At 61.7% G+C, this 18,377-nt stretch carries 15 protein-coding genes; 9 read left to right on the top strand and 6 right to left on the bottom strand.

The genetic code is table 11. The features are described from left to right. The first annotated feature begins 11 nt into the window (after positions 1 to 11). From APH42_RS06050 to APH42_RS06025, 6 genes are all read left to right on the top strand, one after another. The gene (locus tag APH42_RS06050; protein ID WP_012273583.1) at positions 12 to 872 is read left to right on the top strand and encodes a PHP domain-containing protein; all 861 of its coding nucleotides are present in this window, start codon (positions 12 to 14) and stop codon (positions 870 to 872) included. Positions 873 to 885: 13 nt separating this feature from the next. After that, entirely contained in the window at positions 886 to 1,515 is a 630-nt protein-coding gene (locus APH42_RS06045; RefSeq protein WP_041166767.1) for an L-threonylcarbamoyladenylate synthase, read from the top strand. Between the two features lie 125 nt (positions 1,516 to 1,640). Continuing rightward, on the top strand, positions 1,641 to 2,366 hold the full coding sequence (locus tag APH42_RS06040) for a ScpA family protein (RefSeq protein WP_171577266.1): 726 nt from the start codon (positions 1,641 to 1,643) through the stop codon (positions 2,364 to 2,366). Continuing rightward, positions 2,353 to 3,123: an SMC-Scp complex subunit ScpB gene (gene scpB / locus APH42_RS06035; RefSeq protein WP_012273580.1), complete on the top strand. Its 771-nt coding sequence runs from the start codon at positions 2,353 to 2,355 to the stop codon at positions 3,121 to 3,123. Before APH42_RS06040 ends, scpB begins: the two co-directional genes overlap by 14 nt. Before the next feature lie 273 nt (positions 3,124 to 3,396). After that, complete coding sequence (gene rluB / locus APH42_RS06030) at positions 3,397 to 4,464, top strand: 23S rRNA pseudouridine(2605) synthase RluB (protein ID WP_060492934.1); 1,068 nt, start codon at positions 3,397 to 3,399, stop codon at positions 4,462 to 4,464. Positions 4,465 to 5,110: 646 nt separating this feature from the next. Further along, positions 5,111 to 6,529 carry an amino acid permease gene (locus tag APH42_RS06025; RefSeq protein WP_176729487.1) on the top strand — a complete coding sequence of 473 codons (1,419 nt, stop codon included), beginning with the start codon at positions 5,111 to 5,113 and terminating at the stop codon, positions 6,527 to 6,529. 68 nt (positions 6,530 to 6,597) lie between these two features. Here APH42_RS06025 and APH42_RS06020 read toward each other — a convergent pair whose 3' ends face one another. Continuing rightward, the gene (locus APH42_RS06020) at positions 6,598 to 7,482 is read right to left on the bottom strand and encodes a LysR substrate-binding domain-containing protein (protein WP_012273577.1); all 885 of its coding nucleotides are present in this window, start codon (positions 7,480 to 7,482) and stop codon (positions 6,598 to 6,600) included. Positions 7,483 to 7,634: 152 nt separating this feature from the next. Here APH42_RS06020 and APH42_RS06015 point away from each other — a divergent pair, with 152 nt between their 5' ends. After that, a complete protein-coding gene (locus APH42_RS06015) occupies positions 7,635 to 10,655 on the top strand; it encodes an FAD-binding and (Fe-S)-binding domain-containing protein (protein ID WP_060492932.1) in 3,021 nt (1,006 codons plus the stop codon). 37 nt (positions 10,656 to 10,692) lie between these two features. Here APH42_RS06015 and APH42_RS06010 read toward each other — a convergent pair whose 3' ends face one another. The 4 genes from APH42_RS06010 to phhA form a co-directional block, all read right to left on the bottom strand. Further along, complete coding sequence (locus APH42_RS06010; RefSeq protein ID WP_012273575.1) at positions 10,693 to 11,880, bottom strand: MFS transporter; 1,188 nt, start codon at positions 11,878 to 11,880, stop codon at positions 10,693 to 10,695. Positions 11,881 to 11,970: 90 nt separating this feature from the next. Then, the gene (locus APH42_RS30420; protein WP_256098753.1) at positions 11,971 to 12,099 is read right to left on the bottom strand and encodes a hypothetical protein; all 129 of its coding nucleotides are present in this window, start codon (positions 12,097 to 12,099) and stop codon (positions 11,971 to 11,973) included. Between the two features lie 189 nt (positions 12,100 to 12,288). Next, on the bottom strand, positions 12,289 to 12,645 hold the full coding sequence (locus APH42_RS06005) for a 4a-hydroxytetrahydrobiopterin dehydratase (protein ID WP_003254532.1): 357 nt from the start codon (positions 12,643 to 12,645) through the stop codon (positions 12,289 to 12,291). A 39-nt stretch (positions 12,646 to 12,684) separates the two neighbouring features. After that, complete coding sequence (phhA, locus tag APH42_RS06000; protein WP_012273572.1) at positions 12,685 to 13,473, bottom strand: phenylalanine 4-monooxygenase; 789 nt, start codon at positions 13,471 to 13,473, stop codon at positions 12,685 to 12,687. A 255-nt stretch (positions 13,474 to 13,728) separates the two neighbouring features. On the opposite strand from phhA, the gene APH42_RS05995 reads away from it, so the two are divergent. Then, entirely contained in the window at positions 13,729 to 15,288 is a 1,560-nt protein-coding gene (locus APH42_RS05995; protein WP_060492931.1) for a sigma-54-dependent transcriptional regulator, read from the top strand. A 153-nt stretch (positions 15,289 to 15,441) separates the two neighbouring features. On the opposite strand, the gene APH42_RS05990 is transcribed toward APH42_RS05995, so the two are convergent. After that, the gene (locus APH42_RS05990) at positions 15,442 to 15,696 is read right to left on the bottom strand and encodes a DUF2790 domain-containing protein (protein WP_003260110.1); all 255 of its coding nucleotides are present in this window, start codon (positions 15,694 to 15,696) and stop codon (positions 15,442 to 15,444) included. Positions 15,697 to 16,094: 398 nt separating this feature from the next. Here APH42_RS05990 and acs point away from each other — a divergent pair, with 398 nt between their 5' ends. Beyond that, positions 16,095 to 18,056 carry an acetate--CoA ligase gene (gene acs, locus APH42_RS05985; RefSeq protein ID WP_060492930.1) on the top strand — a complete coding sequence of 654 codons (1,962 nt, stop codon included), beginning with the start codon at positions 16,095 to 16,097 and terminating at the stop codon, positions 18,054 to 18,056. Positions 18,057 to 18,377 lie beyond the last annotated feature (321 nt).

Here is an 18,377-nt window from a genome sequence, read left to right as displayed (position 1 = left end):
AGCGCTCCCCCATGAATGTTGATCTGCACTGTCACAGCACGGCCTCCGACGGCGCCCTGTCGCCTACGGTACTGGTTGCCCGGGCCCATGAGCACGGGGTGCAAACGCTGGCACTGACTGACCATGACACCATCGAAGGCCTGCCCGAAGCGCGCCAGGCCTGCGTTGACCTGGGTATGCGCTGGGTCAGCGGGGTAGAGTTGTCCTGCACCTGGGGTGGTGCGACCATCCATGTGCTGGGCTATGACTTCCCGCTCGACGCACCGCCGTTGCTGGCTGCGATCGAGGCATTGCACCGCGGCCGCTGGTTGCGCGCCGAAGAAATAGACAAACGGCTGGCGGGCAAAGGCATGCCCGGCACCCTTGAAGGTGCGCGCGCCGTTCAGCAAGAACTGGGTGACAGCGGCAACGCACCGGCGCGCCCGCATTTTGCCGAGCACCTGGTGCGTGCCGGGCACGTCAAGGACCGGGGCGAAGCGTTTCGCAAGTGGCTGGGCGCCGGTAAGCTGGGCGACGTCAAGCAGCACTGGCCGTCCCTTGACGAAACCGTTGCCACGCTAAGGCAGTCCAACGCTTGGGTAAGCCTGGCGCATCCCATGCATTACGATCTGACCCGCAGCAAGCGCAGACGGCTGATTGCCGACTATATTCAGGCAGGAGGGCAGGCGCTTGAGGTGGTCAATGGGATGATGCCTGCCGAGCAAGTGGGCACCATGTCCATCCTTACCCGTGAGTTCGGCCTGCTGGCAAGCGCTGGCAGTGACTTCCACGGCCCCGGCACCTGGGGCGAGATTGGTGCCTATCGGCCTTTGCCCGAGGACCTGCCACCTTTGTGGCGTCGATTCAGCCATGAACAGCCTTTGGCGCTATGAACAGGACGACTACGTGAGCCAATTTTTCCAGATTCATCCGGAGAACCCACAGGCGCGCTTGATAAAACAGGCCGTCGAGATCATCCGCAAGGGGGGGGTGGTGGTGTATCCGACGGATTCGGCCTATGCCCTGGGTTGCCAGATGGGCGACAAGAACGCCATCGAGCGGGTGCGGCGCCTGCGCGGGCTGGACAAGACGCACAACTTCACCCTGATGTGCTGCGACATGTCGCAACTGGGCTTGTACGCCAAGGTCGATACCGGCACTTTTCGCCTGCTCAAGGCGCATGTACCGGGGCCTTACACGTTCATTCTCAACGGCACGCGTGAAGTGCCGCGCCTGCTGTTGCACGACAAGCGCCGCACCATCGGGCTGCGTGTACCGAACCACGTCATTACCCTGGCCTTGCTGGCCGAGTTGGGCGAGCCACTGATGAGCGTGAGCCTGATCCTGCCGGGCGACAGCGAGCCGATGACCGACCCCTACGAGATCCGTGAGCGGCTGGAGCACCATGTCGACCTGGTGATCGACGGCGGCTTCGGCGATCTCAAGGCGTCGACCATCATCGACCTGTCCGGCGACGAACCGGAACTGATCCGCGAAGGTTGCGGCGACCCCACGCCGTTCCTGGTCAACGCGTGAGCCAGGTGGAAGCGCCCGAGGCACCGGCCGAACAGGCCGAGTTGCCTCGGCAACTGCAACTGGCTTTGGTCTACGGCGAAGCCCTGACCGAACTGCCGCTGGACCTGTACATCCCACCAGACGCCCTGGAAGTCATCCTCGAAGCCTTCGAAGGCCCGCTGGACCTGTTGCTGTACCTGATCCGCAAGCAGAACATCGACATCCTCGACATCCCCGTGGCCGAGATTACCCGGCAGTACATGGGCTACGTGGAATTGATGAAAAGCGTGCGCCTGGAACTGGCCGCCGAGTACCTGGTGATGGCCGCCATGCTCGCCGAGATCAAGTCGCGCATGCTGCTGCCGCGCTCTGCCGACGTCGAGGAGGAAGAGGGCGACCCGCGTGCCGAACTGATTCGCCGCCTGCAGGAGTACGAGCGTTTCAAGGCCGCGGCCGAGGGCATCGATGAACTGCCACGGGTGGGGCGCGATGTCGTGGTGCCGCGCCTGGAAGCACCGCAGGCCAAGGTGCGCAAGCTGTTGCCGCAGGTCAGCCTGGAAGAGTTGCTGATGTCCATGGCCGAGGTGATGCGACGCAACGACCTGTTTGAAAGCCATCAGATCAGTCGTGAGACGCTGTCCACCCGCGAGCGCATGAGCCAGGTACTGGAGCGCCTCAAGGGCGGTGCGTTCGTGCCATTCGTCGAGCTGTTCGCCGCCGAAGAGGGCAAGCTGGGGGTGGTGGTCACCTTCATGGCGGTGCTCGAACTGGTGAAGGAATCGCTGATCGAACTGGTGCAGAATGAACCCTTCGCCGCCATCCATGTGCGGCTTCGCCCGGCGCTTGTTGAAGAACCTGATGAATTTGAATGACCCCCGCGACCTGGCGTCGCTGATCGAAGCTTTTTTGCTGGCATCGGGCAAGCCGCAATCCCTGGAGCGCCTGTACGAGCTGCTCGATGAGGCCGAGCGTCCCGAGCCGCACGTGTTCAAGCAGGCCCTGGAGGTACTGGGCAAGTCGTGCAGCGGCCGTGCCTTCGAGCTCAAGGAAGTGGCCAGCGGTTACCGCCTGCAGATCCGCGAGGACTATGCGCCCTGGGTCGGGCGCCTGTGGGAAGAACGCCCGCAACGCTATTCGCGTGCGTTGCTCGAAACCTTGGCCTTGATCGCCTACCGCCAACCGATCACCCGTGGCGAGATTGAAGACGTGCGGGGTGTTGCAGTGAACAGCAACATCATCAAGACCATGATGGAGCGCGAGTGGATCCGCGTGGTGGGCTATCGGGAAGTACCTGGTCGGCCGGCGATGTTCGCCACCACCAAGGCGTTTCTCGACCATTTCAACCTCAAGAGCCTAGAGGAGCTGCCGGCTTTGGCCGAGTTGCGCGAAATGGAGCCCGAGCCGCTGCTCGACCCGGACGATGCGCCAGTGCCGGCGCACTTGCAGGCGTTGGCGGATGCCAGCCTGGGCGAGGAGGAAGAGGCTGGCGAGCCGAAGGAAGAGACCAGCTTCCGTAGCCTGTTGGTGGAGCTGGATGCCATGGAAGAGGGGCTGAAGACCGATTTTGATGACTTGCGCGAGGATGAGCCTGAGGCTTCCGCGGAAGAAGAGGGCAAGTTGCAGCCCTGACCTGCTGCTGCCTGTGACGGCCTCTTCGCGGGTAAACCCGCTCCCACAGGGATACCACAGGCCTTGAAAGTGATGCAGTACCTGTGGGGGCGGGTTTACCCGCGAAAGGGCCGGCACTGCCAATGCACCACCATTAGGCAGAAACCCCTGCCAAAGCCCATAAAACCCTCTACCCTCCAGTGCGTTATCCCCCTGAACCGCGTATGATGCGCGACCTTTTGGCGCGTTCGTCGCCAAGAACCTGTTTTCATTCCTACACCGGGAGGTGCCCAGATGAGTGAGCAAGACCTGCAAGATACCGAAATCACCCCTCCATCCGGCGAAAAGCTGCAGAAAGTGCTGGCGCGCATTGGCGTGGGCTCGCGCCGTGACGTCGAGGCCTGGATCAGCCAGGGCCGCATCAAGGTCAACGGCGTCGAGGCCACCCTCGGCCAGCGCGTCGACCTGCACGATGCCATTGCCGTTGACGGCAAGCTGATCAAGCGCGAGGAAGCCGCCGAGGCCACCCGCCGGGTGATCATGTACAACAAGCCCGATGGCGAAATCTGCACCCGTGACGACCCGGAAGGCCGCCCGACCGTGTTCGACCGCCTGCCACGGCCAAAAGAAGGCCGCTGGATCAACATCGGCCGCCTCGACATCAACACCACCGGGTTGCTGCTGTTCACCACCGACGGTGAGCTGGCCAACCGCCTGATGCACCCGTCCTACGAGATGGACCGTGAGTACGCGGTGCGTGTGCGTGGTGAAGTCGACGACGAGATGATCGAACGCCTGAAAGCCGGGGTGATGCTGGAAGACGGCCCGGCGAAGTTCACCGACATCCAGAAGGCACCGGGTGGCGAAGGCTTCAACCACTGGTACCACTGCGTGGTGATGGAAGGCCGTAACCGTGAAGTGCGTCGCCTGTGGGAATCCCAGGGCATGGTGGTCAGCCGCCTGAAGCGTGTGCGTTTCGGTCCGGTGTTCCTCAACTCCGACCTGCCGATGGGCCGCTGGCGTGAAATGACCCAGGGTGAAATCGACATCCTCGCCGCCGAAGTGGGCCTGCAGCCAGTCGCGCTGCCTGCCATGAAGCTCAAGGCCAAGGACAAGATGGAGCGCCTGCAGCGCAAGTCGACCCGCCCGCTGGGCCGTGGTGAGCGCGTGCGCAACCTGCGCCCGGCTCACGAAGGTGCAGCCACCGGCGAGCGCCCGGCGCGCCAACCGCGTGAAGAGGCCCCGCGTAAGAACACCCGTGGCAGCACGGTGGCCGAGCGTCCGAGCGAAATGCGCAAGCGTCCGGGCAAGCCGGAGGGTGACAAGCCGGCAGGCCGTGGCCGCGGCAAGCCGCGTGGCTGACAAGCCGGTGTGGTAACCAAGAAACCAGCCTTCGGGCTGGTTTTTTTATGTCTGTGGAAACCTGAGGCTGCGCAGCAGCCCCAAGATATTGAACAAAAAGAATTTTTCTGACGACTGGCAAGTTCTTGAACCGGCTTGTAAAGAAATTTTTACGAATGCAGCCGTTTTCAGTCTGCATTTCAGATCGCATCCGATCCTGTAAACAAACCTTGCCGGCGCCCGCAGGCCAAAGCAGCCGTAGCGGCACTGCTCGCCCTTGCCCAAACCCCCGTCCCCACGGTGTTATAGCCGCCATTGCCGTGTGCAAGAGCCCATCCACAGAGCCGGGCTGACAAAACAACAAATGGAGGCGCCATGTACGCCGATCACTCCGCCTTTCAAGGCCCACACCACAGGATCGCTGCGTTTTTTCCGGATGGAAGGACGCAACGCGTTGACGCCTGCGCGCTTGCAGGGGTATACAGTGCGCCGCGTTTTACCTGTGACCCTTTTGCGTACCGCGCACTCTTGATCACGCCTGGTTGACCCGCCCCGGCGGCACCTGAGGTCAAGAAACCCAAGGTAACCACCTTGCCCATTCCGCTGCGCCACGAGCGCGGTGGGTCCGATTCCGTCACAGATAAAAACAATGCAGGTGACTTCGTTCATGAGTGGACAAAACATGCATTCAGGCGAGCTAAAGCGGGGCCTGAAGAACCGCCATATCCAATTGATCGCCCTGGGTGGTGCGATTGGTACTGGCCTGTTCCTCGGCTCGGCAGGCGTGATGAAATCCGCCGGCCCGTCAATGATTCTTGGCTACGCCATTTGCGGTTTCATCGCCTTCATGATCATGCGCCAGCTTGGCGAAATGATCGTCGAAGAGCCGGTGGCCGGCTCGTTCAGCCATTTCGCCCATACCTACTGGGGTGGTTTCGCCGGCTTCCTGTCGGGCTGGAACTGCTGGGTGCTGTACATCCTGGTGGGCATGTCGGAGCTTTCGGCGGTCGGCAAGTATGTTCACTACTGGTGGCCGGAAATCCCTACCTGGGTCACGGCGGCGGCGTTCTTCGTGCTGATCAACGCCATCAACCTGATGAACGTGAAGTTCTTCGGTGAAGCTGAATTCTGGTTTGCCATCATCAAGGTGGTCGCCATCGTCAGCATGATCGGCCTGGGTGCCTACCTGCTCACCAGCGGCAGCGGCGGCCCGGACGCCACTGTCGCCAACCTGTGGTCCCATGGCGGCTTCTTCCCGAACGGTGTCAGCGGGCTGGTGATGGCCCTGGCGTTCATCATGTTCTCCTTTGGTGGCCTGGAAATGCTCGGCTTTACCGCCGCCGAGGCCGACAAGCCGAAGTCCGTGATCCCCAAAGCGATCAACCAGGTCATCTACCGCATCCTGATCTTCTATGTGGGTGCCTTGGTGGTGCTGCTGTCGCTGACCCCGTGGGACAACCTGGTCGCCAGCATCGATGCCTCGGGTGGCAGCTACGGCAGCAGCCCGTTCGTGCAGGTGTTCTCGCTGCTGGGCAGTGACGTGGCCGCCCACCTGTTGAACTTCGTGGTACTGACCGCTGCGCTGTCGGTGTACAACAGCGGCACCTACTGCAATGCCCGCATGCTGTTGGGCATGGCCGAGCAGGGCGATGCCCCGGCGTCGCTGGCCAAAGTCGACAAGCGTGGCGTGCCAGTGCGTTCGATCCTGGTGTCGGCTGCCTTTACCTTCGTCGCCGTGCTGCTCAACTACCTGATGCCTCAGAACGCCTTGGAGCTGCTGATGTCGCTGGTAGTGGCGACCCTGGTGATCAACTGGGCGATGATCAGCTATTCGCACCTGAAGTTCCGTCAGCACCTCGACCGTACCGGCCAGAAGCCGCTGTTCAAGGCGCTGTGGTACCCCTACGGCAACTACCTGGTGCTGGCCTTCGTGGTGCTGATCCTTGGCATCATGCTGATGATCCCGGGTATTCAGGTGTCGGTGTATGCCATTCCGTTCTGGCTGTTCGGGATGTTTGTGATCTACATGGTCAAGCCGCGCCGCAAGCTCAATGCCGGTGGTGCTGCGGGTCACGTGGCCAAGTAACGTAGCTGCGGCAGCATGCAGAAACCCCAAGTCTGGTGACCGGCTTGGGGTTTTTCGTTGCCTGTGCTTCAGATTTGCTCCAGCAACCAGCTCCTGAATGCCCGTAGCGAAGGCAAGGCCTCATTCCTGGGCGGGTAGATCAGGTAATAACTGCGCTGGCTGGCAAACGCCACCCCCGGGCTGTACAGCTCACCTTTGGCCAACTCTTCCTCCACCAGAATGCGCGGCACCAGCCCGATACCAATCCCGGCGCGCACCGCCTGGATCAGGTGCGAGGTCAGTTCGAAACTCGGGCCCAGGCGCATCGACCGGTGCGGCAGGCCATGGTGCGAAAACCACTCGCCCCAGGCGTGTGGGTTGTTGGCCACATTCAACAACACCTCTTCACTGATCCTTGTCGGGCTCCAGTTCTGGCTGGCCGCGCCAGCCTCGGGCGGCAGGATCACCACCAGTTCCTCGGCATGCAGGCGATGGCAGATCAGCCCCGGCAGGTCGTGGCTGGCCACGCCGATGGCAGCGTCGATTTCGCTGGTGTCGAAGTTGATGGCTTCGATGCGTGAATGAATGTGTACCAGCATGCCCGGATGGGCACTGTAGAACGCATGCAGCCTCGGCAATAGCCATTTCGAACCGAAGGTAGGCAGGGTGGCCAGGCGCAAGGTGCCCACCCCCGACTGGTAGGCCAGCGCCTGCAGGGTGGCGCTGCGGATGCGCCCCAGCGCCTCGCTGAGCTCACGCTGGTACAGGCGGCCGACATCGGTCAGCTGTACTTGGCGCCCCTCACGGCGGAACAAGGTCAGGCCCAGCTGCTGCTCCAGCGCCTGCACCTGGCGGCTAACCGCGCTCTGGGTCAGTGACAGTTCGGCAGCGGCGCGGGTGTAGCTTTCATGCCGGGCGGCGGCCTCGAAAGCCAGCAGCAACGACATGGATGGGGTCAGGTGGCGGTAATTCATTCATAAAAGTCATTGATAGCGGCAGGATTATCCATTTGCCCCTGAAGCGAAACTACAGGAATATTGGCCTATACGTCATCCCTGCATGCATCAACCCATGCCGGAGCGACAGGAATCCCGTGAATAAGCCAATATCAAGAGGCCATCCTTCGATGATCGCCCAGCTGTCGACCGTTGCACCGAGCGCCAATTACCCCGAATTCCTCGAAGCCCTGCGCAACAGCGGCTTCCGTGGCCAGATCAGTGCTGACTACGCTACCCGCACCGTGCTGGCCACCGACAACTCGATCTACCAGCGCTTGCCGCAAGCGGCGGTGTTTCCGCTGGATGCCGACGATGTGGCGCGGGTCGCCACGCTGATGGGCGAGCCGCGCTTCCAGCAGGTCAAGCTGACCCCGCGCGGCGGTGGCACTGGCACCAACGGGCAGTCGCTGACCGACGGTATCGTCGTCGACTTGTCGCGGCACATGAACAAGATCCTCGAAATCAACGTCGAGGAGCGTTGGGTACGGGTGCAGGCCGGTACGGTCAAGGACCAGCTCAATGCTGCGCTCAAGCCGCACGGGCTGTTCTTCGCCCCTGAGCTGTCCACCTCCAACCGCGCCACGGTTGGCGGCATGATCAACACCGACGCCAGTGGCCAGGGCAGTTGCACCTACGGCAAAACCCGCGATCACGTACTGGAGCTGCACAGCGTGCTGCTCGGTGGTGAGCGCCTGCACAGCCTGCCGATCGACGATGCCGCGCTGGAGCAAGCCTGTGCCGCGCCCGGCCGGGTCGGCGAGGTGTACCGCATGGCCCGGGACATTCAGCAAACCCAGGGCGAATTGATCGAAACCACCTTCCCCAAGCTCAACCGTTGCCTGACCGGCTACGACCTCGCGCACCTGCGCGACGAGCAGGGGCGCTTCAACCTCAACAGCGTGTTGTGTGGCGCCGAGGGCTCGCTGGGCTACGTGGTCGAAGCCAAGCTCAACGTATTGCCGATCCCCAGGTACGCGGTGCTGGTCAACGTACGCTACACCAGCTTCATGGACGCGCTGCGCGACGCTAATGCGCTGATGGCGCACAAGCCGCTGTCGATCGAGACGGTTGATTCCAAGGTGCTGATGCTGGCGATGAAAGACATCGTCTGGCACAGCGTTGCCGAGTACTTCCCGGCCGACCCCGAGCGCCCGACCCTGGGTATCAACCTGGTGGAGTTCTGTGGCGACGAGCCGGCTGAGGTCAACGCCAAGGTGCAGGCGTTCATCCAGCACCTGCAAAGCGATACCAGCGTCGAGCGCCTGGGCCACACCCTTGCCGAGGGGGCGGAGGCAGTCACTCGCGTGTACACCATGCGTAAACGTTCGGTAGGGCTGCTGGGCAACGTCGAAGGCGAGGTACGCCCGCAGCCGTTCGTTGAAGACACCGCCGTACCGCCGGAGCAGTTGGCCGACTACATCGCCGATTTCCGCGCGCTGCTCGATGGCTACGGCCTGGCCTACGGCATGTTCGGCCATGTCGATGCCGGCGTGCTGCACGTGCGCCCGGCACTGGACATGAAAGACCCGGCGCAGGCCGCATTGGTCAAGCCGATTTCCGACGCCGTTGCCGCTCTGACCAAAAGCTACGGCGGCCTGCTGTGGGGCGAGCACGGCAAGGGCCTGCGCTCGGAATACGTGCCGGAGTACTTCGGCGAGCTGTACCCGGCGCTGCAGCGTCTGAAGGGTGCGTTCGACCCGCACAACCAGCTCAATCCCGGCAAGATCTGCACCCCACTGGGCAGCTCAGAGGGCCTGACTCCGGTCGATGGCGTGACCCTGCGCGGCGACCTCGACCGTACCATCGACGAGCGCGTGTGGCAGGACTTCCCCAGTGCAGTGCACTGCAACGGCAACGGCGCCTGCTACAACTACGACCCCAACGACGCCATGTGCCCATCCTGGAAAGCTACCCGCGAACGCCAGCATTCGCCCAAGGGCCGCGCCTCGCTGATGCGCGAGTGGCTGCGCCTGCAGGGCGAGGCGAACATCGACGTGCTGGCGGCGGCGCGTAGCAAGGTGTCGTGGCTCAAGGGCCTGCCGGCGCGCCTGCGCAATAACCGCGCACGCAGCCAGGGCCAGGAAGACTTTTCCCATGAGGTATACGACGCCATGGCCGGCTGCCTGGCGTGCAAGTCGTGCGCCGGGCAGTGCCCGATCAAGGTTAACGTGCCGGACTTCCGCTCGCGCTTCCTCGAGCTGTATCACGGTCGCTACCAGCGCCCGCTGCGTGACTACCTGATTGGCTCGCTGGAGTTCACCATCCCGTACCTGGCCCATGCGCCGGGGCTGTACAACGCCGTGATGGGCTCGAAGTGGGTGAGCAAGCTGCTGGCCGACAAGGTGGGGATGGTCGACAGCCCGCTGATCAGCCGCTTCAACTTCCAGGCCACCCTGACCCGCTGCCGCGTTGGCGTGGCCACGGTGCCGACACTGCGCGAGCTGACCCCGGCCCAGCGCGAGCGCAGCATCGTGCTGGTGCAGGATGCCTTCACTCGCTACTTTGAAACGCCGCTGCTGTCGGCCTTCATCGACCTGGCCCATCGCCTGGGCCACCGGGTGTTCCTGGCGCCTTACAGCGCCAACGGCAAACCGCTGCACGTGCAGGGCTTCCTGGGTGCGTTTGCCAAGGCGGCGATCCGCAACGCCACCCAGCTCAAGGCCCTGGCCGAATGCGGGGTGCCGCTGGTAGGCCTGGACCCGGCGATGACCCTGGTGTATCGCCAGGAGTACCAGAAGGTGCCGGGCCTGGAAGGTTGCCCGCAGGTGCTGTTGCCGCAGGAGTGGCTGATGAATGTGCTGCCTGAGCAGGCGTCGACCGCACCGGGTAACTTCCGCTTGATGGCACACTGCACCGAGAAGACCAACGTGCCGGCCAGTACCAAGCAGTGGGAGCAGGTGTTTGCCCGTTTGGGGCTGAAGCTGGTGACCGAGGCCACGGGGTGCTGCGGCATGTCCGGCACTTATGGGCACGAAGCGCGCAATCAGGAAACCTCGCGGACCATCTTCGAGCAGAGCTGGGCGACCAAGCTGGACAAGGAAGGAGAGCCGCTGGCGACCGGTTATTCGTGCCGTAGTCAGGTCAAGCGCATGACCGAACGCAAGATGCGCCACCCGCTGGAAGTGGTGCTGCAGTACGCCCAGCGTTAACCTTCAGGGCCTCGGGGGCGCAAAGCGCCCCCTGCTTTCAATGATCTCGATGCCGCCGCGCTTGTCTGTACAGATACAAGCTCAACACCAGCCCGCAAGCTGCGGCAGTCGCCGCAAACAGAAACATCGAAGCAAACCCGAACCCCGCCGCCACCGCGCCCACCAGTGGTCCGGTCACCCCCAGCGACAAATCGATGAACAGTGAATACGCCCCAACCGCGGCCCCACGGTTGGCCGCCGACACCTGGTTCACTGCCTCCACGCCCAGCGCCGGGAACACCAGCGAGAAACCAAACCCGCTCAGTGCTGCACCCGCCAAGGCCATTTCGGCACTGGGGGCCAGCCACAGCATCAGCAGCCCGAGTGTTTCCACCGACAGGCAGGCGATTGCCACCCTGAAGCCGCCGATACGGTTTATCAGGTTGCCGAACAGCAGCCGCGCGCTGATGAAGCTGGCGCCGAACAGGCTCAGGGTCAACGCCGCATCGGACCAGCCTCGGCTGGCGTAGTACAGGGTGATGAAGGTGGCGATGGTACCGAAGCCGATCGAGCCCAGGGCCAGGCCCGAACCATGCGGGAACACCTTGCCCAGCACCCGCAGGAATGGCAGGCGTACGCCGCTGACGATGGGGGCGGCCTGCTTGGGCCAGGCCAGCAGCAGGCCGATGATGCACAGCAGGATGATGCTCACACCCATGCTCCACAACCCCAGCCCCTTGACCATCAGCACGCCCAGTGGAGCGCCGATGGCCAGTGCGCCATAGCTGGCGATGCCGTTCCAGGAAATGACCTTGGCTGTGTTGGCGGCGCCTACCCGGCCGATACCCCAGCCGATCGCACCCGACCCCACCAAGCTTTCAGCGCTGCCCAGTACCAGGCGGCCGACCAGCAGGCAAGCCAGGCTCAGCCAGGGCAGGTGGGTGAGGAAGGCGCACGCCAGCATGAACACCCCGCTGAGGCCGCAGCCGGCAAGGCCGTACATCACGGCTTTCTTGCTGCCGTGGTTGTCGATGATGCGGCTGGCGGTAGGGCGGCTGAGCAGGGTGGCCAGGTATTGCACGCTGATCACCAGGCCAGCGACCACGGCGCTGAAGCCCAGGTCGTTATGCACATAGCCAGGTAGCACGGCCAGTGGAATGCCGATGTTCAGGTAGCCGATGAAGGTGAAGAGAACGATGGAAACGACTTGCAGGGTGACCGCAAGGGGGCGCGGTGAGTCGGGCATGGGGGCCTACATGTGTTCAGGACGGTGTGAAAACGTGATGACGGGGGTGGCCCGCAGGTCAGCCGTTTTCACACAGTCGGGGATGCGCGGTTAGTCCTGGTCAGCGCTGGATTGATCGTCACCATCCTGCTCGACGGCAGCTGCCGGTTCGGCGTGAACGGTCACGGTTGGCTCTTCTGGGTTCAGGCTTGGGAAGGGAAGATTCGGGATCTCATGCATCTCGTCGTTCCTCGCAAGTGTGAGTGAAAAGTCTGCGCCAGGCGCGTTTGGAGCTTCGCAAAGCTGGGGCAGGATACACAAGTCTGGATGACAGTTTGGATTTTTTCCCGTTCGTTTGTCGGTTTTGCGGGCGAACAGCGCACATTTCTCTCATGAAAAAAGGGGCCTTTCGGCCCCTTCAGTCAGTGATTACTTACGGCCTTCAGCCGTTTCCGCCACCTTGTCGGTGCGTGCGCACATGATGAAGTCGTTGCGGTGCAGGCCTTTGATCGAGTGGCTCCACCAGGTCACGGTAACTTTGCCCCACTCGGTCAGCAGCCCTGGGTGGTGGCCTTCGGCTTCGGCGATTTCGCCCACGGCATTGGTGAATGCCAGGGCGTGCTTGAAGTTCTTGAACAGGAACACGCGCTCCAGCTCCATATGGCCGTCGCGTACTTCGATATTCCAGTCCGGGATTTCGCGAATCAGCTCTGCCAGCTCTTCGTCGGTGACTTTCGGCGCATCGGCGCGGCAGGCTTCGCAATGGGCTTGGTTCAAGGCATTCATGAGGTGTTTTCCGGTTCGAGTTGTTATCGGCAAGGTCGCTCAGGCAGCGACCTTGGGTGGAAATTTCGGTGCGTGCAGGCCCAGCTTCATGGCTTCGTGGACCATGCCCATGATGTCTTCATGGGCCAGGTCGAACAGGCGCTTCATGTTCGGCAGCACGAAATACAGCGGCTGCAGGATGTCGATGCGGTACGGCGTACGCATGGCCTCGATCGGGTCGAAGGCCTGGTGCTCGGGCTCGCCAGACAGACTGTAGACGGTCTCTTTAGGCGACGAGAGGATGCCGCCGCCATAGATCTTGCGGCCCTGCGGGGTTTCCATCAGGCCAAACTCGATGGTCATCCAGTACAGGCGCGCCAGGTACACGCGTTGTTCCTTGGTCGCAGCCAGGCCGAGCTTGCCGTAGGTGTGAGTGAATTCGGCGAACCAGGGGTTGGTCAGCAGCGGGCAGTGGCCGAAGATCTCGTGGAAGATATCGGGCTCCTGCAGGTAGTCCAGCTCTTCCGGGGTGCGGATGAACGTGGCGACCGGGAAGCGCTTGCTGGCCAGCAGCTCGAAGAAGGTTTGGAAGGGGATCAGCGCCGGCACCCGGGCAACCTGCCAACCGGTGGTGGCGCCCAGCACCTTGTTGACCTCGCCCAACTGCGGAATGCGGTCATGGGGCAGCTTGAGCTGGTCGATGCCGTCCAGGTATTCCTGGCATGCGCGGCCTTCGATCACTTTCAGCTGGCGGGTGATCAAGGTGTTCCACACCGCATGCTCTTGCTGCGGGTAATCGATAAAACCATGCGCATCGGGCTCGCGTGCCACGTATTGCGTCTGTTTCATGAGGCTCTCCTGGTGAGGGCTTTTCTTGTTATGTGCAGGACATACCCAAGAAATATCCCTTCACCGGCGATTTTGCACGGGGGCTGACCGCTGCCGCGAAGCGTCGCAAACAGGTTTTCGTAACGATAATTTTACAAAGTTGCGTGGGTGTCGGAAAATCCGAGGCATCTGGCTGATGTTTGCGCAGTTTTTGTCAGCTTATCTTTACGACTTTTCCGCGCGGTGTTGAAAAACATTGGCGCTTCGAGAGCCCTCATGCGTATCAAAGTGCATTGCCAGAACCGCATTGGCATCCTGCGCGACATCCTCAACCTGCTGGTCGAGTACGGCATCAACGTACTGCGCGGCGAGGTGGGCGGTGACCATGGCAACGCCATCTACCTGCACTGCCCGAACCTGATCAATCTGCAGTTCCAAGCCTTGCGGCCGAAGTTCGAGGCCATAGCCGGGGTATTTGGCGTGAAGCGCGTGGGCCTGATGCCCAGTGAGCGCCGGCACATGGAGCTGAATGCGCTGCTCGGGGCGCTGGATTTCCCGGTGCTATCGATCGACATGGGAGGCAGCATCGTTGCCGCCAACCGTTCCGCCGCACAGTTGCTAGGGGTGCGGGTAGACGAAGTGCCGGGCATGCCGCTGGCGCGCTATGTAGAAGACTTCGACCTGCCGGAGCTGGTAAGGGCCAACAAGTCACGCATCAATGGCCTGCGTATCAAGGTCAAGGGTGATGTGTTCCTGGCCGATATCGCACCGCTGCAGTCCGAGCACGACGAGAGCGAGGCGCTGGCTGGCGCGGTACTTACCCTGCATCGGGCTGATCGCATCGGCGAGCGTATCTACAATGTGCGCAAGCAGGAGCTACGCGGTTTCGACAGCATCTTCCAGAGCTCACGGGTGATGGCTGCGGTGGTGCGTGAAGCGCGGCGCATGGCGCCGCTGGATGCGCCGTTGCTGATCGAGGGCGAAACCGGTACTGGCAAGGAGCTGCTGGCGCGCGCCTGCCATCTGGCCAGCCCGCGTGGGCAGTCGCCGCTGATGGCGCTCAACTGCGCTGGGTTGCCCGAGTCGATGGCCGAGACCGAGCTGTTCGGTTACGGCCCTGGGGCATTCGAAGGAGCGCGGGCCGAAGGCAAGCTTGGGCTGCTGGAGCTGACCGCAGGTGGCACGCTGTTCCTTGATGGGGTAGGGGAGATGAGCCCGCGCTTGCAGGTGAAGCTGCTGCGCTTTCTGCAGGACGGCTGTTTTCGCCGGGTCGGCAGCGATGAAGAGGTGTACCTGGATGTACGGGTGATTTGCGCGACCCAAGTGGATTTGTCCGAACTGTGTGCCCGTGGCGAGTTTCGCCAGGACCTTTATCACCGCCTTAACGTATTGTCGCTGCACATTCCGCCTTTGCGTGAATGCATGGATGGGCTGGAGGGGCTGGTGCAGCACTTTCTCGATCAGGCCAGCCGACAGATCGGCTGCGCCATGCCGCGCCTGGCGCCCGCGGCAATGGAAAAACTTGGGCAATACCATTGGCCGGGCAATGTAAGGCAATTGGAAAACGTATTGTTCCAAGCGGTTTCTTTATGCGAAGGCGGCGTGGTCAAAAGCGAGCATATACGCCTGCCGGATTATGGCGTGCGGCAGCCGTTGGGCGAGTTTTCATTGGAAGGGGATCTTTCGCAGATTGTCGGGCGCTTTGAGAAAGCGGTACTGGAAAGTTTGATGGTGGAATTTTCGAGTAGTCGGGCGTTAGGGAAAAGATTGGGTGTTTCGCACACGACAATTGCCAACAAGTTGAGAGATTACGCGCTTAACAAGTCGACGGATTAGTTATTGGTCAAAGAGCCGGGGACTGCTTCGCAGTCCTTTCGCGACACAAGGCCGCTCCCACAGGTAATGTGCTGCTCTTCGGTAGAGCACAATACCTGTGGGAGCGGCCTTGTGCCGCGAAAGGGGCCCGCAGGGCCCCTGATTCGGAAGGTATCAGCCGTTAGAGCAGCCGTTCCCCATCACGCGGTATTCGAGAATGTGCTTCTGGCCCTTGGAGTCCTCGTAGGTCATACGGGCTGGCACGACTTCGCACACATTGGGCACTTCGCTCATGGAGATGACACGGGCAATGTCCAGGTGTTGCGAGTAACTGTACTGTTCGACCGGAATCTGCTCGGCATCTTTAGCTTCGCCGGCCATCGCCGCGCCGCAAAGACTGCCAAGTACCAATACCAGTAAAGCTTTCATTTTCTATTTACCTGTCTAAGGTCGTGAGGGGGCACGCGGCGCTTATGGCGCCGCGAGTACTGCTAGTTTTAACTATCGGGATGAGATGGAGATCAACGCTTGCCTTCGTGGGGGCTGTTACCAGTTGTTAATCGCCTTGCCGTTGCTGGCGAGGTGAATTTTATGGCTGTGGCCAAAGCTGAAACAGTGGGTCTTTTGATAAAGTGTTTTGACAGAATCTGTAACAATCCTGTGGCAAAGCCCCTCTTTTCCTCTCTGCCTGGGCTGTAATGCCCGCGCCAGAGCGCTCTGCCGGAACGGGCGTACCAAATTACTACCAACGTCGAATGGCTTTTGTCGCTCTGGTACAGTTACAAACGGTTCCATACAAAAACAACTATTACACCGAGGTAACACAGATGAGTGCGGCTCCACTGTATCCCGTTCGTCCCGAGGTTGCGGCCACTACCCTGACCGACGAGGCCACCTACAAGGCCATGTACCAGCAGTCGGTGATCAACCCGGACGGCTTCTGGCGCGAGCAGGCCCAGCGCATCGACTGGATCAAGCCGTTCACCAAGGTCAAGCAGACCTCCTTCGACGACCACCATGTCGATATCAAATGGTTCGCCGACGGCACTCTGAACGTTTCCTCCAACTGCCTGGACCGCCACCTTGAAGAGCGCGGCGACCAGTTGGCCATTATCTGGGAAGGCGACGACCCTTCCGAACACCGCAACATCACCTACCGCGAACTGCACGAGCAGGTCTGCAAGTTCGCCAACGCCCTGCGCGGCCAGGACGTGCACCGGGGTGACGTAGTCACCATCTATATGCCAATGATCCCCGAGGCTGTGGTTGCCATGCTGGCCTGTGCCCGTATCGGTGCGATTCATTCGGTGGTGTTTGGCGGTTTCTCGCCCGAGGCGCTGGCCGGCCGTATCATCGACTGCAAGTCCAAGGTGGTGATCACCGCCGATGAAGGCGTGCGTGGCGGCCGTCGTACCCCACTCAAGGCCAACGTCGACCTGGCACTGACCAACCCTGAAACCAGCAGTGTGCAGAAAATCATCGTGTGCAAGCGCACCGGTGGCGACATTGCCTGGCACCAACACCGCGACATCTGGTACGAAGACCTGATGAAAGTGGCTTCCAGCCACTGCGCGCCGAAAGAGATGGGTGCCGAGGAAGCGCTGTTCATCCTTTATACCTCCGGCTCCACCGGCAAGCCGAAGGGCGTGCTGCACACCACCGGCGGTTACCTCGTGTACGCGGCACTGACCCATGAGCGCGTTTTCGACTACCGCCCGGGCGAGGTGTACTGGTGCACCGCCGACGTCGGTTGGGTCACCGGCCACAGCTACATCGTCTACGGCCCGCTGGCCAACGGCGCCACTACCTTGCTGTTCGAGGGCGTGCCTAACTACCCGGACATCACCCGCGTGTCGAAGATCGTCGACAAACACAAGGTCAACATCCTCTACACCGCGCCAACTGCCATCCGCGCCATGATGGCCGAAGGGCAAGCGGCTGTAGAGGGAGCAGACGGCTCCAGCCTGCGCCTTCTGGGTTCGGTGGGTGAGCCGATCAACCCAGAAGCCTGGAACTGGTACTACAAGACCGTAGGCAAGGAGCGTTGCCCGATCGTCGACACCTGGTGGCAGACTGAAACCGGTGGCATCCTGATCAGCCCGCTGCCTGGCGCCACGGGCTTGAAACCCGGGTCTGCAACCCGTCCGTTCTTTGGCGTGGTGCCGGCATTGGTTGATAACCTGGGCAACCTGATCGAAGGTGCCACCGAAGGTAACCTGGTTATCCTGGACTCCTGGCCGGGCCAGTCGCGTTCGCTGTACGGCGACCACGACCGCTTCGTCGACACCTACTTCAAGACCTTCCGTGGCATGTACTTCACCGGCGACGGTGCGCGCCGTGACGAGGATGGCTACTACTGGATCACCGGCCGTGTGGACGACGTGCTCAACGTCTCCGGCCACCGCATGGGCACTGCCGAGATCGAAAGTGCCATGGTCGCGCATGCGAAGGTTGCCGAGGCCGCAGTGGTTGGCGTGCCGCACGACATCAAGGGGCAGGGCATCTATGTCTATGTCACCCTCAATGCCGGTATCGAGGCCAGCGAGCAATTGCGTCTGGAGCTGAAGAACTGGGTGCGCAAGGAAATCGGCCCGATCGCTTCGCCGGATGTGATCCAGTGGGCGCCTGGGTTGCCGAAGACTCGCTCGGGCAAGATCATGCGCCGTATCCTGCGCAAGATCGCCACCGGTGAGTACGATGCCTTGGGCGATATTTCGACCCTGGCCGACCCTGGCGTAGTGCAGCACCTGATCGATACTCACAAGGCGATGAACCTGGCTTCGGCCTGATATCAAGGCAGAGCGCGGGCCGCTCCTACAGGGGGTGTGCAGGCATCAGAGAACCCCGCCCGGGCAACCGGCGGGGTTTTTGCTTTACTGTTACCCGACATTCATCGGTAACTCTTCTGTCACCGTTTCCGCACAAGTTCGGGGCGCCAGGAAACAAATCCGGGCCATTTCGGTGCATTCCAGTAGCCATTTTGTGCAACACAGCACGCTACACTTGCCGTAGTACAAGGCTTTGCCAATAATAGGCCCAGGAATTGCTAGGTCTAAAGGTTCTATTTCTTGCGCTTTTGCATAATTTGCAATGGCTGTCAACATCGCCCG

It is taken from the genome of Pseudomonas sp. NBRC 111140 (assembly GCF_001320885.1).
GTDB lineage: Bacteria > Pseudomonadota > Gammaproteobacteria > Pseudomonadales > Pseudomonadaceae > Aquipseudomonas > Aquipseudomonas putida_P.
This window is presented reverse-complemented; position numbering and strand designations above follow the sequence as displayed.

Excerpts from the sequence above, each read along its gene's own strand:
- APH42_RS06005 (WP_003254532.1), bottom strand. The coding sequence starts at position 12,645 with ATGAATGCCTTGAACCAAGCCCATTGCGAAGCCTGCCGCGCCGATGCG.
- rluB (WP_060492934.1), top strand. The coding sequence starts at position 3,397 with ATGAGTGAGCAAGACCTGCAAGATACCGAAATCACCCCTCCATCCGGC.
- APH42_RS05995 (WP_060492931.1), top strand. The coding sequence starts at position 13,729 with ATGCGTATCAAAGTGCATTGCCAGAACCGCATTGGCATCCTGCGCGAC.
- APH42_RS06010 (WP_012273575.1), bottom strand. The coding sequence starts at position 11,880 with ATGCCCGACTCACCGCGCCCCCTTGCGGTCACCCTGCAAGTCGTTTCC.
- phhA (WP_012273572.1), bottom strand. The coding sequence starts at position 13,473 with ATGAAACAGACGCAATACGTGGCACGCGAGCCCGATGCGCATGGTTTT.
- APH42_RS30420 (WP_256098753.1), bottom strand. The coding sequence starts at position 12,099 with ATGCATGAGATCCCGAATCTTCCCTTCCCAAGCCTGAACCCAGAAGAG.
- APH42_RS06020 (WP_012273577.1), bottom strand. The coding sequence starts at position 7,482 with ATGAATTACCGCCACCTGACCCCATCCATGTCGTTGCTGCTGGCTTTC.
- APH42_RS06025 (WP_176729487.1), top strand. The coding sequence starts at position 5,111 with ATGAGTGGACAAAACATGCATTCAGGCGAGCTAAAGCGGGGCCTGAAG.
- APH42_RS06015 (WP_060492932.1), top strand. The coding sequence starts at position 7,635 with ATGATCGCCCAGCTGTCGACCGTTGCACCGAGCGCCAATTACCCCGAA.
- APH42_RS06050 (WP_012273583.1), top strand. The coding sequence starts at position 12 with ATGAATGTTGATCTGCACTGTCACAGCACGGCCTCCGACGGCGCCCTG.
- scpB (WP_012273580.1), top strand. The coding sequence starts at position 2,353 with ATGAATTTGAATGACCCCCGCGACCTGGCGTCGCTGATCGAAGCTTTT.
- acs (WP_060492930.1), top strand. The coding sequence starts at position 16,095 with ATGAGTGCGGCTCCACTGTATCCCGTTCGTCCCGAGGTTGCGGCCACT.
- APH42_RS05990 (WP_003260110.1), bottom strand. The coding sequence starts at position 15,696 with ATGAAAGCTTTACTGGTATTGGTACTTGGCAGTCTTTGCGGCGCGGCG.